This window comes from Streptomyces rimosus, assembly GCF_008704655.1.
Lineage (GTDB): Bacteria > Actinomycetota > Actinomycetes > Streptomycetales > Streptomycetaceae > Streptomyces > Streptomyces rimosus.
Genome location: NZ_CP023688.1, coordinates 461276 through 478914, shown reverse-complemented (window position 1 = coordinate 478914; position 17639 = coordinate 461276). Strand labels below are relative to the sequence as shown.

Annotated in this window: 1 protein-coding gene (cut by a window edge); it reads left to right on the top strand. The window is 75.3% G+C overall.

Annotation, left to right across the window (positions count from 1 at the left end; genetic code table 11):
• On the top strand, positions 1 to 17639 hold the 3' portion of the coding sequence (locus tag CP984_RS01755; RefSeq protein ID WP_030180235.1) for a type I polyketide synthase. It extends 10783 nt beyond the left edge of the window; 17639 of the gene's 28422 nt are visible here — the last part of the coding sequence; its start codon lies beyond the left edge, outside the window; the stop codon is at positions 17637 to 17639.

Genomic DNA, 17639 nt, shown 5'->3' with positions numbered 1-17639 from the left:
CCGCCCCCAACGGCCCCTCCCAGCAGCGCGTCATCCGCCAGGCCCTGGCCAACTCGGGGCTCGCCCCGGCGGACATCGACGCCGTCGAGGCCCACGGCACCGGCACCGCCCTCGGCGACCCCATCGAGGCGCAGGCCCTGCAGGCCACGTACGGCCGGGACCGCGACCCCGAGCGCCCGCTGCTGCTCGGCTCCGTCAAGACCAACATCGGCCACACCCAGTCGGCGGCCGGTGTCGCCGGCGTCATCAAGATGGTGATGGCCCTGCGCGAGGGAACGCTGCCGCGCACCCTGCACGCGGACACCCCCTCCGGCCACATCGACTGGACGCCCGGCACCCTCGCCCTGCTGAACGAGCCCGCCGAGTGGTCCGAGGGCGAGCGCCCGCGCCGCTGCGCGGTCTCCTCCTTCGGCATCAGCGGCACCAACGCCCACACCATCATCGAAGAGGCCCCCCGCCCGCAGGAGACGGCTCCCACCGAGCCGGTGCCCCCGGCCGGTGACGCCGTGCCCTGGGTGCTGTCCGCCCGTACCCCGGGCGCACTGCGCGCCCAGGCGGCCAAGCTCGCCGCCCACCTCGACGGCGAGCAGGCACCCGGCGCGCTGGACGTCGCCCACAGCCTGGTGGCCTCGCGCACGCTCTTCGACCACCGCGCCGTCGTCGTCGGCACCGATGACACCGCACGGCGGGCCGCACTGGACGCCCTCGCCACCGGCGGCTCCGCGCCCGGCGTCGTGCAGGGCACGGCCGACACCGACGGCAAGACCGTCTTCGTCTTCCCCGGCCAGGGCTCCCAGTGGGTCGGCATGGGCGCGCGGCTCCTGGAGGAGTCCCCGGTCTTCGCCGAGCGCCTGACCGAGTGCGCCACCGCCCTGTCGGCCTTCACCGACTGGTCCCTGCTGGACGTACTGCGCCAGACCGAAGGCGCGCCGACCCTGGACCGCGTCGACGTGGTCCAGCCCGCGTCCTTCGCCGTCATGGTCTCCCTGGCCGCGCTGTGGTCCGCCCACGGCATCACCCCCGACGCCGTGATCGGCCACTCGCAGGGCGAGATCGCCGCGGCCGCCGTCGCCGGGGCGCTGTCCCTGGAGGACGCGGCCCGCGTCGTCGCGCTGCGCAGCCAGGCCATCGCCCGCGGCCTCGCCGGGTCCGGCGGCATGATGTCGGTCCCGCTGCCCGCCGCCGAGGTCGAACAGCGCCTCGCCGCGTACGAGCACCTGTCCATCGCCGCCGTCAACGGCCCCCGCTCCACCGTCGTCTCCGGCGCCACCGCGCCGCTGGACGCGCTCCAGGCCGAACTGGTCGGCGCGGACATCCGCGCCCGGCGCATCGCCGTGGACTACGCCTCGCACTCCGCGCAGGTCGAGATGGTGCGCGACGAGCTGCACACCGTCCTCGCGCCGGTCCGCCCGCGCCCGGCCGAGGTGCCCTTCTTCTCCACCGTCACCGGCGACTGGCTCGACACCACCGCCATGGACGGCGACTACTGGTACACCAACCTGCGCCAGACCGTCCGCTTCCAGCACGGCATCGGTGAACTCCTCGCCCAGGGCCACCGCTTCTTCATCGAGGTCAGCTCCCACCCGGTGCTGTCCATCGGCGTCCAGGAGACCGTCGAGGAAGCCGGCGGCACGGCCGCGGTGCTCGGCACGCTCCGGCGCGACACCGGCGGTGTCGACCGCTTCCTGACCTCGCTCGCCGAGGCTTTCGTACGGGGCGCCGGCGCCGACTGGGCCGCCGTCCTCGCGGACACCGGCGCCCGCCGCGTCCCGCTGCCCACCTACGCCTTCCAGCGTGAACACCTGTGGGCGATCCCCGAACGGACCGGGGCCAGGGCCGAAACGGATCCCGCGGACGCGGAGTTCTGGACGGCGGTCGAGCAGGAGGACGTCGATGCCCTCGCCTCCAGCCTGCGTCTCGACCAGGCCGCCCTGGCCCCGGTTCTCCCCGCCCTCTCGCACTGGCGCAAGCACCGCCGCGACCTGTCCACCGTGGACTCCTGGCGCTACCACGCCACCTGGAAGCCGCTGACCAGCCTGCCCACGGCCACCCTGACCGGCAGCTGGCTCGTCGTCGCCCCCGAAGGGACCGACACCGACGGCCTCACCGCCGTCCTCGCCGCCCACGGCGCCGAGCCGCGCACCCTCGTCCTGGACGATGCCTGCGCCGACCGCGCGGTCCTGGCCGAGCGCCTGACCGGCCTCGGCGATCTGACAGGTGTGGTGTCGCTGCTGGCCGAGGCAGAGGGGCGGAGTGCGGCGCACCCCGCGCTCAGCCGGGGCATCGCCCTGACCCTCGCGCTCGTCCAGGCACTCGGCGACGCCGGGATCGACGCACCCCTGTGGTGCCTGACCCGCAGCGCCGTCTCCACCGGCCGTGCCGACCGGCTGACCCGCCCCGAACAGGCCCAGATCCTCGGCCTCGGCTGGACCGCCGCCCTCGAACACCCGCAGCGCTGGGGCGGCCTGGTCGACCTGCCCGAACAGCTCGACCAGCGGGCCGGGGAGCGCCTGGCCGCCGTCCTGACCGGCCGTACGGGTGAGGACCAGCTCGCCCTGCGCGCCTCGGGCGTCCTCGCCCGCCGCGTCGTACGCGCCACCCCCGCGGACGCCACCCCCGCCCGGCCCTGGACGCCGCGCGGCACCACCCTCGTCACCGGCGGCACCGGCACCCTCGCCCCGCACCTGGCCCGCTGGCTCGCCGGGCAGGGCGCCGAACACGTCGTCCTCACCAGCCGCCGCGGCCCGGACGCACCCGGCATGGACGAACTCGTCCAGGAACTCGCCGAGCTGGGCTGCGAGGCCGGTGTCGTCGCCTGCGACCTGACCGACCGCGACGCGGTCGCGCGGATGCTCGACGGCCTGGCGGCCGAGGGCCGTACCGTACGCACCGTCGTGCACACCGCCGTCACCATCGAGCTGGCGACGCTGGAGGAGACCACCCACGAGGCGTTCGCGAAGGTCATGGACGCCAAGGTCACCGGCGCCCGGCACCTGGACGAACTGCTCGGCGACGACCTCGACGCCTTCGTGCTCTACTCGTCCACCGCCGGTATGTGGGGCAGCGGCGCGCACGCCGCCTACGTCGCAGGCAACGCCTACCTGAACGCCCTGGCGGAGCACCGCCGCGCCCGCGGCGCCCACGCCACCGCCGTCTCCTGGGGCATCTGGGCCGACGACCTCAAGCTCGGCCGCGTCGACCCCACCCAGATCCGCCGCAGCGGACTGGTCTTCATGGACCCGCAGCTGGCCCTCACCGGCCTGCGGCAGGCCCTGGACGGCGACGAGACGGTGCTGGCCGTCGCGGACGTGGACTGGGAGCGCTACCACCCCGTCTTCACCGCCGCCCGGCCCACCCGGCTCTTCGAGGACGTGCCCGAGGTCCAGCGGCTCGAAGAGGACACCACCGAGACCGCGGACACCGGCAGCGAGTTCGCCACCCGGCTCCTCGGGCTGGCCCCCGTCGAGCAGGACCGGCTGCTGCTGGACCTGGTGCGCACCGAGGCGGCCACCGCGCTCGGCCACGCCTCACCCGACGTGCTCTCCGAACAGCGCGCCTTCCGCGATGTCGGCTTCGACTCGCTGACCGCCGTCGACCTGCGCAACCGGATCGCCAGCGTGACCGGGCTCGCCCTGCCGAGCACCATGGTCTTCGACTACCCCAACCCGCTCGCGCTCGTCGCCTTCCTGCGCGAGTCGCTGGCCGGGTCCGCCACCGGCACCACCGCCACGGCCACCGGCACCACCGCCGCCGACGACGAGCCCATCGCCATCATCGGCATGAGCTGCCGCTACCCCGGCGGCATCGGCTCGCCGGAGGACCTGTGGCGCCTGGTCGCCGAGGGCGGCGACGCCACCGGCGAGTTCCCCACCAACCGCGGCTGGGACGCGGAGGGCCTGTACGACCCCGACCCCGACCGGGCCGGGCACACCTACTCGACCCGGGGCGGCTTCCTCCACGAGGCCACCGACTTCGACGCCTCCTTCTTCGGCATCTCGCCCCGTGAGGCCCTGGCCATGGACCCCCAGCAGCGCCTGCTGCTGGAGACCTCCTGGGAGGCCATGGAGCGCGCCGGGATCGACCCCGCGGCCCTGCGCGGCAGCAGCACCGGTACGTTCATCGGCGCCAGCTACCAGGACTACGGCGCCGGCGCCGGCAGCCCGGAGAACGCCGAGGGGCACCTGATCACCGGCACCATCTCCAGCGTCCTGTCCGGCCGCCTCTCCTACACCTACGGCTTCGAGGGCCCGGCCGTCTCCCTGGACACCGCCTGCTCCTCCTCCCTGGTCGCGCTGCACCTGGCCTGCCAGTCGCTGCGCAACGGCGAGAGCTCCCTGGCTCTCGCGGGCGGCGTCAGCATCATGTCCACGCCCGGCGCCTTCGTCGGCTTCAGCCGGCAGCGCGCGATGGCCGCCGACGGCCGCTGCAAGGCGTACTCCGACCAGGCCGACGGCATGAGCCTGGCCGAAGGCGTCGGCCTGGTCCTCGTCGAACGGCTCTCCGACGCCCGCCGCAACGGACACCAGGTCCTCGCCGTCATCCGGGGCTCCGCCGTCAACCAGGACGGCGCCTCCAACGGCCTGACCGCGCCCAACGGCCCGTCCCAGCAGCGCGTCATCCGGCAGGCCCTGGCCAACGCCAAGGTGGACCCGGACGGCATCGACGTGGTGGACGGCCACGGCACCGGCACCGCCCTCGGCGACCCCATCGAGGCGCAGGCCCTGCTCGCCACCTACGGCCAGGGCCGCGACCCCGAGCGGCCGCTGCTCCTGGGCTCCGTCAAGTCCAACATCGGGCACACCCAGATGGCGTCCGGCGTGGCCAGCGTCATCAAGATGGTCATGGCCATGCGCCACGGCGCCGTGCCGCGCAGCCTGCACATCGACCGGCCGTCCTCGCACGTGGACTGGAGCTCCGGCGCCATCCGCCTGCTCACCGAGCCGCTCGACTGGCCGAGCACCGGCCACCCGCGCCGCGCGGGCGTCTCCTCCTTCGGGCTCAGCGGCACCAACGTCCACACCATCCTCGAACAGGCCCCGCAGGAGCCGGCCGAGGACGCCACCGACGCCGCGCCGGTGCGCCCGGCCGAGCCCGCTCCCGTACCGCTGGTCCTGTCCGGACGCACCGAGGAGGGCCTGCGCGCCCAGGCCGGACGGCTGCTGTCGCACCTCGCCGACCACCCCGGCCTGCCGCTCACCGACCTCGCGTTCTCCCTCGCCACCTCCCGCTCCGCCCTGGAGCACCGCGCGGCCGTCGTCACCGACGACCCCGACGCCCTCACCCGGGCGCTGACCGCGCTGCGCGACGCGGACGCCGACGGCGCGCTGCTCACCGGCAGCCCGGACCGCGGCCGGCTGGCCTTCCTCTTCACCGGCCAGGGCAGCCAGCGCCCCGGCATGGGACGCGAGCTCTACGACACCCACCCCGTCTACGCCCAGGCCCTGGACGCCGTACTGGCCCGCTTCGACCTCGAACTCGACCGCCCGCTGCGGGACATCCTGTTCGCGGAGCCGGGCACGCCCGAGGCCGAGCTGCTGGACGACACCGGCTACACCCAGCCCGCCCTGTTCGCCCTCGAAGTGGCCCTGTTCCGCCTCGCCGAGTCCTGGGGCCTGCGCCCCGACTACGTCGCGGGCCACTCCATCGGCGAGTTCGCCGCCGCGCACGCCGCCGGGGTCCTCTCCCTGGAGGACGCCTGCACTCTCGTCGCGGCCCGCGGCCGCCTGATGGCGGCCCTGCCCCCGGGCGGCGCCATGGCGTCCGTCGAGGCCACCGAGGACGAGGTGGCCGCCGTGCTCACCGCGTACGAGGGACGGGCCGCGATCGCCGCCGTCAACACCCCGGGCTCGCTGACCGTCTCGGGCGACGAGGACGCGGTCCTCGCCGTGGCGGCGCACTTCAAGGAGCTCGGCCGCCGTACCAAGCGGCTGCGCGTCAGCCACGCCTTCCACTCGCCGCACATGGACCCGATGCTCGCGGACTTCGCCCGCGCCGTCGGCTCCGTCACCTGCCACGCGCCCACCGTGCCGCTGGTGTCCACCGTCACCGGCGCCCTCCTCACCCACGAGGAACTGGCCGCGCCGGAGTACTGGACCGGGCAGGTCCGCGGCACGGTCCGCTTCGCCGACGCCGTACGGCACCTCACCGAACACGGCGTGACGACCTTCTTCGAGCTGGGTCCCGACGCCGTACTCAGCGGCGCGGTGCGCGAAGGCACCGGTGAGCAGGACCGGGCCACCGCCGTACCGGCGCTGCGCCGCGACCGGCCAGAGGCCCCGGCGCTCACCACGGCGCTGGCCCGGCTCCACCTCCACGGGGTGCGGGTCGACTGGGAGGCCGTGTTCGCGGGCAGCGGTGCCCGCCGGATCGACCTGCCCACCTACCCCTTCCAGCGCGAGCGCTTCTGGCCCGAGCCGACCGCCGGGACGGCCGCACCCGCACAGCCCGCCGACGAGGCGGACGCGGAGTTCTGGTCGGCCGTGGAGCGCGCGGACCTCGCGTCCCTCGGCTCCTCGCTGGACCTGGACGACGACACCCTCACCGCCGTCGTACCCGCCCTCTCCTCCTGGCGGCGCAAGAGCCGGGAGCGCTCCACCGTCGACGGCTGGCGCTACCGGACCACCTGGAAGGCCCTCACCGGCCCGGCCGCCGGCGGACGCCCGTCCGGCACCTGGCTGGTGCTCGTGCCGGCCGCCGGGGCGGGGGAGTGGGCCGAGGCGGTCATCGGCGCCCTGGGCACCGATGCCGTACGTATCGACATCGCCGCACCGCAGCGCCAGGAGCTGGCCCAGCGGATGCGCGAACTGTCCGCCGAACACGGCGGGTTCGCGGGTGTCCTGGCCCTGCCGGCAACAGCCGGCGAAGGCGACGCGGACCCCGCGACCGAGGGCCTGCTGCTGACGGCGACCGCCGTCCAGGCCCTGGGAGACGCCGGAATCGATGCGCCGCTGTGGTGCGTGACCCGCACCGCCGTGGCCGTCGACCGCGCCGAACACCCGGCCCGCCCCGCCCAGGCCGCCGTCTGGGGCCTGGGCAGGGTGGCCGCGCTGGAGCACCCGCAGCGCTGGGGCGGTCTCATCGACCTCCCGGACGAGCTCGACAGCACCACCCTGCGCCGTCTGGCCACCGTCCTCGCCGACAGCGGCGGCGAGGACCAGCTCGCCGTACGCACCACCGCGGCCTTCGCCCGCCGCCTGGCGCACCACCGCGTCATGCCGGACTCCGAGGCGGGTACGTTCAGCCCCACCGGCACCGTGCTCGTCACCGGCGGCACCGGCGCTCTCGGCGGACATGTTGCCCGCTGGCTCGCCGAAGCGGGCGCGCAGCACCTGCTGCTGGTCAGCCGCCGCGGCGCCGACGCGCCCGGCGCGGGCGAACTGGCCGCGCAGATCGAGGACATGGGCGTACGGGTCACCCTCGCGGCGTGCGACACCGCCGACCGCGGCGCGCTCGACGCCGTACTGGCCGAGATCCCCGAAGAGCACCCGCTCACCGCGGTCTTCCACACCGCCGGGACCGTCGACGACGGCACCCTGGACACGCTCACCCCCGAGCAGTTCACCTCCGTCCTGCACGCCAAGGTCACCGCGACCCGCACCCTGCACGAGGCCACCCGCGACCTGGACCTGAGCGCCTTCGTGCTCTTCTCCTCCGTCGCCGGCACCCTCGGCGCACCCGGCCAGGGCAACTACGCCGCGGCCAACGCCTTCCTCGACGCCTTCGCCGAGCACCGCCGCGCCCACGGCCTGCCCGCGACCTCGATCGCCTGGGGTCCCTGGGCCGAGGACGGCATGGCGGCCGACGGCACCGACGTCCAGGCACGCATCCGGCGAGGCGGCTACAACCCGCTGCCGCCGCAGCTCGCCCTCACCGCCCTGCGGCAGGCGATCGAGCAGGGCGCCCCGACGCTCACCCTCGCGGACATCGACTGGCAGCGCTACGCGGAGGTGTTCACCGCGACGCGCCCCAGCCCCCTCGTCGGCGACCTGCCCGAACTGCGCCAGGCCACCGCACCCGCCGGGACAGCGGAGGCCGCCCTGCGGGAACCGGCCCTGCGGCAGCGGCTCGCCGGGCTCTCGCCGGCCGCGCGCCCGCGCTTCGTGCTGGATCTCGTACGGACCCGGGTCGCCGCGGTCCTCGGCCACAGCGGCACCTCGGGCATCGGCGCCGACCGCGCCTTCAGCGACCTCGGTTTCGACTCGCTGACCACCGTCGAACTGCGCAACACCCTCACGGCCGCCACCGGCCTGAAACTGCCCGCGACCCTCGTCTACGACTACCCGACACCGATCGCCCTCGCCGACTTCCTGCTCGCCGAACTCCAGGGCGCCCTGCCCGAGTCCGACCGGCTCGCCCCGGCCCCCGGAGGCCGCGCCGCCGACGACGACCCGATCGCCGTCGTCGGCCTGAACTGCCGCTTCCCCGGCGGCATCCGGTCCCCCGAAGACCTCTGGCAGCTGCTCGGCCGGGGCGAGGACGCCATCTCCGGCTTCCCCGCGGACCGCGGCTGGGACCTGGACGCCCTCGCCCAGGGCGGCTCCGCGACCCTCGAAGGCGGATTCCTCGACGGCGTCGGCCTCTTCGACGCCGCGTTCTTCGGCATCTCGCCCCGCGAGGCCCTGGCCATGGACCCCCAGCAGCGCCTGCTGCTGGAGACGTCCTGGGAGGTCTTCGAGCGGGCCGGCATCGACCCGGCCACCCTGCGCGGCAGCCGTACCGGCGTCTTCGTCGGCACCAACGGCCAGGACTACGCCACGGTCCTGCGCCGGGCGACCGGCACCGCCGACATCCGCGGGCACGTCGCCACCGGCAACACCGCCAGCGTCCTGTCCGGCCGCCTCTCCTACGCCTTCGGCCTGGAGGGCCCGGCCGTCACCGTCGACACCGCCTGCTCCTCCGCGCTGGTCGCCCTGCACATGGCGGCGAACGCCCTGCGCAGCGGCGAGTGCACCCTCGCACTGGCCGGTGGCGTCTCGGTGATGTCGAGCCCCGACTCCTTCACCGAGTTCACGGTGCAGGGCGGGCTCGCCCCCGACGGCCGCTGCAAGCCCTTCGCCGACGCGGCCGACGGCACCAGCTGGTCCGAGGGCGTGGGCGTCCTCGTCCTGGAACGGCTCTCCGACGCCCGGCGCAACGGCCACGAGGTGTGGGGCATCGTGCGCGGCACCGCCGTCAACCAGGACGGCGCCTCCAACGGGCTGACCGCGCCCAGCGGACGGGCCCAGCAGCGCGCCATCCGCCAGGCCCTCGCCGATGCCGACCTCGCCCCCGCCGACATCGATGTGGTCGAGGCGCACGGCACCGGCACCACCCTCGGCGACCCCATCGAGGCGCAGGCCCTCATCACCGCCTACGGGCCGGACCGCGAGCGCCCGCTGCTGCTCGGCGCCGTCAAGTCGAACCTGGGCCACACCCAGGCCGCCGCGGGCGTCGCGGGCACCATCAAGATGCTCCTGGCCATGCGCCACGGCGTGCTGCCCAAGACCCTGCACGTCGACGCCCCGTCCTCGCACGTCGACTGGTCGGACGGCACGGTCTCGCTCGTCACCGAGGAGCAGGCGTGGCCCGAGACCGGCCACGCCCGGCGGGCCGGCGTCTCCGCCTTCGGCGTGAGCGGCACCAACGCCCACGTCATCATCGAGCAGGCACCGGAGGCGGAGGAGCCCGAGGCGGACGGGCCCGCCGAGCCCACCACGGTGCCGGGCCTCGTGCCCTGGCCGGTGTCGGCCAAGTCCGAGGCCGCGCTGGCGGCACAGATCGAGCGGATCACGGCGCTGACCGGCCTCGCGCCCGCCGACGTGGGCCACTCCCTGGCCACCGGCAGGTCGGCGTTCACCCACCGCGCGGTCCTCGCGGCCGACGGTACGGGCGTACGGGAACTCGCCCGCGGCATCGCCCAGGAGACCGACGGCAAGCTGGCCCTGCTGTTCTCGGGCCAGGGCGCGCAGCGCGCCGGGATGGGCCGCGAGCTGTACGGCCGGTTCCCGGTGTTCGCCGAGGCGCTGGACGCGGTACTGGCGCACTTCGACGCCGGGCTGCGGGACGTGATCTTCGGTGACGCGGAGGGCCTGGACGAGACCGGGTTCACCCAGCCGGCCCTGTTCGCCATCGAGGTGGCGCTGTTCCGGCTGGCCGAGTCGCTGGGTATACGCCCGGACTTCGTGGCCGGCCACTCGATCGGCGAGATCGCGGCGGCGCATGTGGCAGGAGTGTTCTCACTGGCGGACGCGTGTGCGCTGGTGGCGGCCCGTGCCCGGCTGATGCAGGCGCTGCCGGAGGGCGGCGCGATGGTGGCGATCGAGGCCACCGAGGGCGAGGTCGGGCCGCGGCTGGCCGACGGGGTGTCGATCGCGGCGCTCAACGGCCCGGAGTCGGTGGTGATCTCCGGAACGCAGGACGCGGTCCTGCGGATCGCGGCGGAATTCGCCGACGAGGGCCGCAAGACCCGGCGCCTGTCGGTGAGCCACGCCTTCCACTCGCCGCTGATGGACCCGATGCTGGCGGACTTCCGGCAGGTGGCCGAGGGGCTGGCGTACGAGGCCCCGCGTATCCCGCTCGTGTCCAACGTGACGGGCGAACTCGCCACCGCGGAGCTGATCTGCACGCCCGGGTACTGGGTGCAGCACGTACGGGACACGGTGCGGTTCGCCGACGGTGTCCGCGCGCTGGAGGCCGAGGGCGCCTCGGTCTTCCTGGAGGTGGGCCCGGACGGGGTGCTGACGGCGATGGCCCAGCACAGCCTGGCCGACGCGGCCGTGGCCGTCCCCGCCCTCCGCAAGGACCGCCCCGAGGAAACCGCCCTGCTCACCGCGCTGGCGCAGCTGTACGTCACCGGGGTCGGCATCGACTGGTCCGGCGTCTTCGACGGCACCGGCGCCCGCCGCGTGGACCTGCCCACCTACCCCTTCCAGCAGGAGTGGTTCTGGCCGGAGACCGCGCCCGCGGCGAGCCCGGCGGACGGCTCGCAGGCTCCGGTGGACGCCGAGTTCTGGGACGCGGTGGAGCGCGAGGACCTGACAGCGCTCTCCGCCGACCTCGACCTGGACGGCTCCGCGCTGGGCGCCCTCGTACCCGCCCTGTCCGCCTGGCGCCGCAAGCGCGTCGAGCGCTCGACCGTCGACGGCTGGCGCTACCAGGTGACGTGGAAGCCGCTCACCGGCACCTCGGCGAGCACGCTTTCCGGGCCGTGGCTGGCGCTCGTCCCGGCAGGCGGTGCCGATGATGAGTGGACCGCCTCCGTGGTCGCGGCCCTCGGCGACGACGCCGTGAGCGTCGAGGCCGACCCGGCCGACTCCCGGGCGCTGACCGCCCGGCTGGCCGAACTGGCCGCGCAGGGCCAGGAGTTCGCGGGAGTCGTCTCGCTCCTGGCCGCCCGGACCGGCGAAGGTGTCGCCTCCGGCGGGGCGGCCTGGCCGGACGCGGCGGTACAGGCACTGGCCGACGCCGGTATCGGTGCCCGCCTCTGGTACGTCACCCGTGGCGCGGTGGCGGTCGGCCGCTCGGAGACGGACGTGGACGCCGCCCAGGCGGCGGTGTGGGGAGCGGGCCGGGTCGCGGCCCTCGACCACCCCGACCTCTGGGGCGGACTCGTCGACATCGCGGACGTCCTCGACCGGCGCTCGGCGGACCGGTTCCGTGCCGTGCTGTCCGGTACGGGCGGCGAGGACCAGGTGGCACTGCGGTCCTCGGGCGCCTTCGGACGCCGGCTGGTACGCGCCACGGCCGACACCCCGTCGACTCCGTGGCAGCCGTCCGGCACGGTCCTGGTCGTCGGCGGCGCGTCCGGCACCGGCGGGCTCTGCGCCCGCTGGCTCGCCGGACAGGGCGCCCAGCACATCCTGCTGGCCGGGCCCGCCACGCCCGAGGCGGACACCCTGCCTGCCGAACTCGACGGCCTCGGCGCTGAGCTGACGCGGGTCACCTGCGACCCGGCCGACAGCGACGCACTGCTGAACGCCCTCACCGCACTCCCGCCCACGGCACCGCTGACCGCCGTCGTCTACGCCGACGCGGAAGCACTGTCCGGCGACGGCGAGCCGGGCACAGCCCTGGCCGCGCTGCACACGGCCGTGGAGAACCTGGCGGCCGTCGCCGAAGCGGCGGCCGGCGAACGGCCCCTGGACGCCTTCGTCCTGTGCTCCTCGATCGCCGGTACCTGGGGTGCCGGCGGCCGGGGCGCGGAGGCGGCGGCCGGAGCCCTGCTGGACGCCCTGGCCCGGCGGTACCGCGCACGCGGACTGCGTGCCCTGTCCGTTGCCTGGGGCGCCTGGGCGGACACCACCGACGACAGCCTGGCCGCGCATCTGCGGGTCAACGGCCTGCCGGTGATGGACGCCGAACGGGCCCTGTCCGCGCTCTCCCGCTCCGCCGGTACCGACGCGGCCTCGGTGACGGTCGCCGACGTACGGTGGGACCGGTTCGCGCCGGCCTTCACCCGCAACCGGCGCGGCGCCCTGTTCACCGACCTGCCCGAGGCCAGGGCCGCACTCGCGGAACCCGGGAACGCCGGGCAGGGCACCGCGACCGGACTCGGGGCCCGGCTCGCCGGCCGACCGGCCGCCGAGCAGACCGAGGCGCTGCTGACCCTGATCCGCGGCGAGGTGGCCACGGTGCTCGGCTTCGCCGACGCCGACGCCGTCCCGTCCGGACCCGCCTTCAAGGACCTCGGCTTCGACTCGCTGACCGCCGTCGACCTGCGCAACCAGCTCGCCACGGCGACCGGCCTGTCCCTGCCCGCCACCCTCGTCTTCGACTACCCGACGGCGGAGGCGCTGGCCGGGCACCTGCGGACCGAGCTCTTCGGCGAGGACGGCGACGCGCTGCCCGCCGTCGGAGCGGTACGGGCGCGGGGCGCGGCCGACGACCCGGTCGTCATCGTCGGCATGAGCTGCCGCTACCCGGGCGGGGTCCGCTCGCCCGAGGACCTGTGGCAGCTGGCCATGGGCGAGGTGGACGCCATCGGCGGCTTCCCCGTGGACCGTGGCTGGGACCTGGAGACGCTGCTGAACGGCGACCGGGACGGCCGCGGCCGGACCGCCGTCCGCGAAGGCGGCTTCCTCTACGACGTGGCCGACTTCGACCCCGGGTTCTTCGGGATCGCGCCGCGCGAGGCCATGGTGATGGACCCGCAGCAGCGCATCCTGCTGGAAGCATCCTGGGAGGCGCTGGAGCGGGCGGGCATCGACCCGGCCGGGCTGCGCGGCGGTGACACCGGCGTGTTCATCGGCGGCGGCTCGGGCGACTACCGGCCCGAGGCGGGCCAGCTGGGCCACGCCCAGACCGCGCAGTCGGCCAGCCTGCTGTCCGGCCGGGTGGCCTACCACTTCGGCCTGGAAGGCCCGACCGTCAGCGTCGACACGGCCTGCTCGTCGTCCCTGGTGGCGCTCCACCTGGCCGCCCAGGCGCTGCGCAACGGCGAGTGCTCCGTCGCGCTCACCGGCGGTGTGACGGTGATGTCCAGCCCGGTGAACTTCGTCGAGTTCGGCGAGATGGGCGCCCTCGCGCCCGACGGCCGCTGCCGGGCCTTCGCCGACTCCGCGAGCGGCACCGGCTGGTCCGAGGGTGTGGGCGTCCTCGTACTGGAGCGCCTCTCGGACGCCCGCCGCAACGGCCACGAGATCCTGGCCGTACTGCGCGGCTCGGCGATCAACCAGGACGGCGCCAGCAACGGCATCACCGCGCCCAACGGCCCCTCGCAGCGCCGTGTCATCCGCCGGGCCCTGGCCGACGCCGGGCTTGCGCCGGGCGACGTGGACGCGGTGGAGGCGCACGGCACCGGCACCACCCTGGGCGACCCCATCGAGGCGCAGGCGCTGCTGGCCACGTACGGGCAGGAGCGTGAACTGCCGCTGTACCTCGGGTCGTTGAAGTCCAACATCGGCCACACCCAGGCCGCCGCCGGTGTTGCCGGCGTGATCAAGATGGTGCAGGCCATGCGGCACGGCGTGCTGCCCAGGACCCTGCACGTCGACGCGCCGTCGGCGCACGTGGACTGGGACTCCGGCGCCGTCGAGCTGCTGACGGAGGCGGCCGACTGGCCGCGTACGGACCACCCCCGGCGCGCCGGCATCTCGGCCTTCGGCGCCAGCGGCACCAACTCCCACGTGATCATCGAGCAGTTCGAGCAGCCCGAACCGGCGGTCACCACCGAACCGGTGGAGGCCCACGGCCCGCTGCCGGTGCCCGTGTCGGCCGCCGCGCCGCAGGCACTGCGGGCCCAGGCCCGGCAGCTGCACTCCTACGTGACCGCCCGGCCCGGACTCGGCACCGCCGACCTGGCCCGCGCGCTGGCCACCACCCGCTCGGTCTTCACCCACCGCGCCGCCGTCCTCGCGGGCGACCGCGACGAACTGCTGGCCGGCCTGGCCGCGCTCGCCGACGGCCGCACCGCACCCCAGGTCGTACAGGGTGAGGCGGCGGCCCGCCGCGGCAAGCTCGCGGTGCTGTTCTCCGGCCAGGGCACCCAGCGCCTGGGCATGGGACGGGAGCTGTACGCCCGCTTCCCGGCGTTCGCCGCGGCCTTCGACGCGGTGACCGCGCACCTGGACACCGAACTGGACCGCCCCCTGCGGGACGTGCTGTCCGAGGACGCGGAGCGGCTGAACGAGACCGGCTACACCCAGCCCGCGCTGTTCGCCATCGAGGTGGCGCTGTTCCGCCTGGTGGAGTCCTGGGGTATCCGCCCGGACTTCGCCGCCGGGCACTCGATCGGCGAGATCGCGGCCGCGCACGTGGCCGGGGTCTTCTCCCTGGAGGACGCCTGCAAGGTCGTGGCCGCGCGGGCCCGGCTGATGAACGCCCTGCCGTCCGGCGGCGCCATGGTCGCCGTCCAGGCCACCGAGGAGGAGGTGACGGCCCTGCTGACCGCGGGAGTGTCGATCGCCGCGGTCAACGGGCCGCGGTCGGTGGTCCTCTCCGGCGACGAGGGCGCCGTCCTGGACATCGCGGACAAACTCACCGCCGACGGGCGCAAGACTAGGCGTTTGCGGGTCAGCCATGCATTTCACTCACTGCACATGGACGCCATCCTCGACGACTTCCGGCGGGTCACCCGCAGCGTGGACTACCACGCCCCGCGGATCCCGCTGGTGTCCAACGTCACCGGCGAGGCGGCCACCGAGGAGCAGGTGTGCTCCCCGGACTACTGGGTGCGCCACGTCCGCGAGGCCGTCCGCTTCGGCGACGGCATCCGCACCCTCGCCGAGAGCGGCGTGACCGCCTTCCTGGAGCTCGGCCCCGACGGCGGGCTGTGCGCCATGGCCCAGGACACCCTGGACGCCCTGGCGTCGCGGGCCCTGGCCGTACCGGTCCTGCGCAAGGACCGCGGCGAGCAGGAATCCGCGGTCACCGCCCTCGCCCGGCTGTACGCCGACGGAGCGGCCCCGGACTGGGACGCCCTGCTCGCCGGGACGGCCACCGGGCCCCGCCGCAACGACCTGCCCACCTACCCCTTCCAGCGCCAGCGCTACTGGCCCGCCACCCTGCCGGGCGACGCTTCCGCAGCGCCGGAGGGCGCGGACGACGGCTTCTGGACGGCGGTGCGCGAGGCCGACTTCGCCTCGCTGGAGACGACGCTGAACGTCGACGGCGAAGCGCTGGCCAAGGTGCTCCCCGCCCTCGCCGACTGGCGCCGCCGGCGCGGCGAGGAGAACACCGTCGACGGCTGGCGGCAGCAGATCACCTGGCAGCCGCTGAGTCCGCAGCCCGCCCGCACCCCGGCAGGCACCTGGCTCGCCGTGCTCCCGGCCGGACACGCCGACGACCCCTGGGCCGCCGACGCCGTCACCGCGCTGGGACCGGACACCGTACGCCTGGAAGTGGCGGACCCCGACCGAGCGGCGCTCGCCGAACGGCTGCGCGCACTGGCCGCCGACGGGTTCGCGTTCACCGGAGTGGTGTCCCTGCTGGCCCTCGCCACCACGCCCGCGCCCGGCGCGGACGCCCCCGAGGCACTGGCCCTGACCACCGCCCTGATCCAGGCGCTCGGCGACGCGGACCTCGCCGCACCCCTGTGGTGCGTCACCCGCGGCGCGGTCGCCGCCGCGCCCTCCGAGCCGGTACCCGGGCTCGCCCAGGCCGCCGTCTGGGGCCTGGGACGGGTCGCCGCGCTGGAGCACCCGCAGCGCTGGGGCGGCATGGTCGACCTGCCCGACACCCTCGACGAGCGGTCCACGGCCCGCTTCGCCGACATCCTCGCGGCCCCCGGAGGCGAGGACCAGATCGCGGTCCGGCCCTCCGCCGCCCTCGGCCGCCGGCTGGTCCCCGTACCGGCCGGACGCGGCACGGCGGAGTGGGACCCCACCGGCACCGTTCTGATCACCGGCGGTACCGGGGCCCTGGGCGCCCACGTGGCACGCCGTCTCGCCGAGGCGGGCGCCCGGCACCTGCTGCTCCTCAGCCGCCGGGGCCCGGACGCGCCCGGAGCCGGCGAGCTGCGGACCGAACTCACTGCCCTGGGCGCCGAGGTCACCCTCACCGCCTGTGACGCCGCCGACCGCGACGCGCTCGCGGCAGTCCTGGCGGACATCCCCGAGGAAGCGCCGCTGACCGGCGTGATCCACACGGCGGGCGTCCTGGACGACGGTGTCCTCGACAGCCTCACCCCCGACCGCTACGAGGCCGTCTTCCACGCCAAGGCCGCCTCGGCCCTGGCCCTGCACGACCTCACCCGCGACCGGGACCTGGCCGTCTTCGCCTTGTTCTCCTCGTCCTCCGGCGCGGTCGGCAACGCCGGCCAGGCCAACTACGCCGCCGCCAACGCCTTCCTGGACGCGCTCGCCGAACAGCGCCGCGCCCAGGGCCTGGCCGCCACCTCGATCGCCTGGGGCGTGTGGGGCGGCGACGGGATGGCCGCCGACCAGCGGGCGGCGGACGTGGCCCGGCGTACCGGCATCCGCCCGCTCGACCCGGACCTCGCCGTCGTGGCGCTGCGCCGGGCCGTGCTGGACGGGCGGCCCACCGAGGTCGTCGCCGACATCGAACGCGACCGGTTCGTCCGCTCCTTCACCGCCGTACGGCCCAGTCCGCTCCTCGGTGAGCCGGCCGCGGCCGGACACCCGGCGGCGGACGGCGCGGGCGAGGACGCCACCGGCGACGCGCTGCGCGAGAAGCTGGCGGGCCTTTCGCCCGCCAAGCGCTCCGAAGCCGTACTGGACCTGGTGCGCACCCGGGCCGCGGCCGTACTCGGCCACCCCACGGCCGACGCGGTGGGCGCCGACCGGGCGTTCCGCGACCTCGGCTTCGACTCCCTGAGCGCCGTCGAACTGCGCAACCAGCTCGGCGCCGCGACCGGACTGAGCCTGGCCGCCACGCTCGTCTTCGACCACCCCAGCCCCGCCGGCCTGGCGGCCCACCTCCTGGGCCGGCTCGTCCCCGAAGCGGGGACGGGGGAGGGGACCGGCGACGGCGACCCGGACGCGGCCGGCATCAGGGCCCTGCTCGCCTCCGTATCGCTGCACCAGCTGCGGGAGATCGGCGTACTGGAGCCCCTGATGAAGCTCGCCGCCGAACAGACCGCGGCAGCCGGCGGCCAGGCCGCCGGAGCGCCGGAGACCGACGCCTACGAGGAGTCGATCGACGCGATGGACGTCGCCGACCTGGTGCAGGCGGCACTTGACGGCAATGCCCCCGAAGAGCGCTGA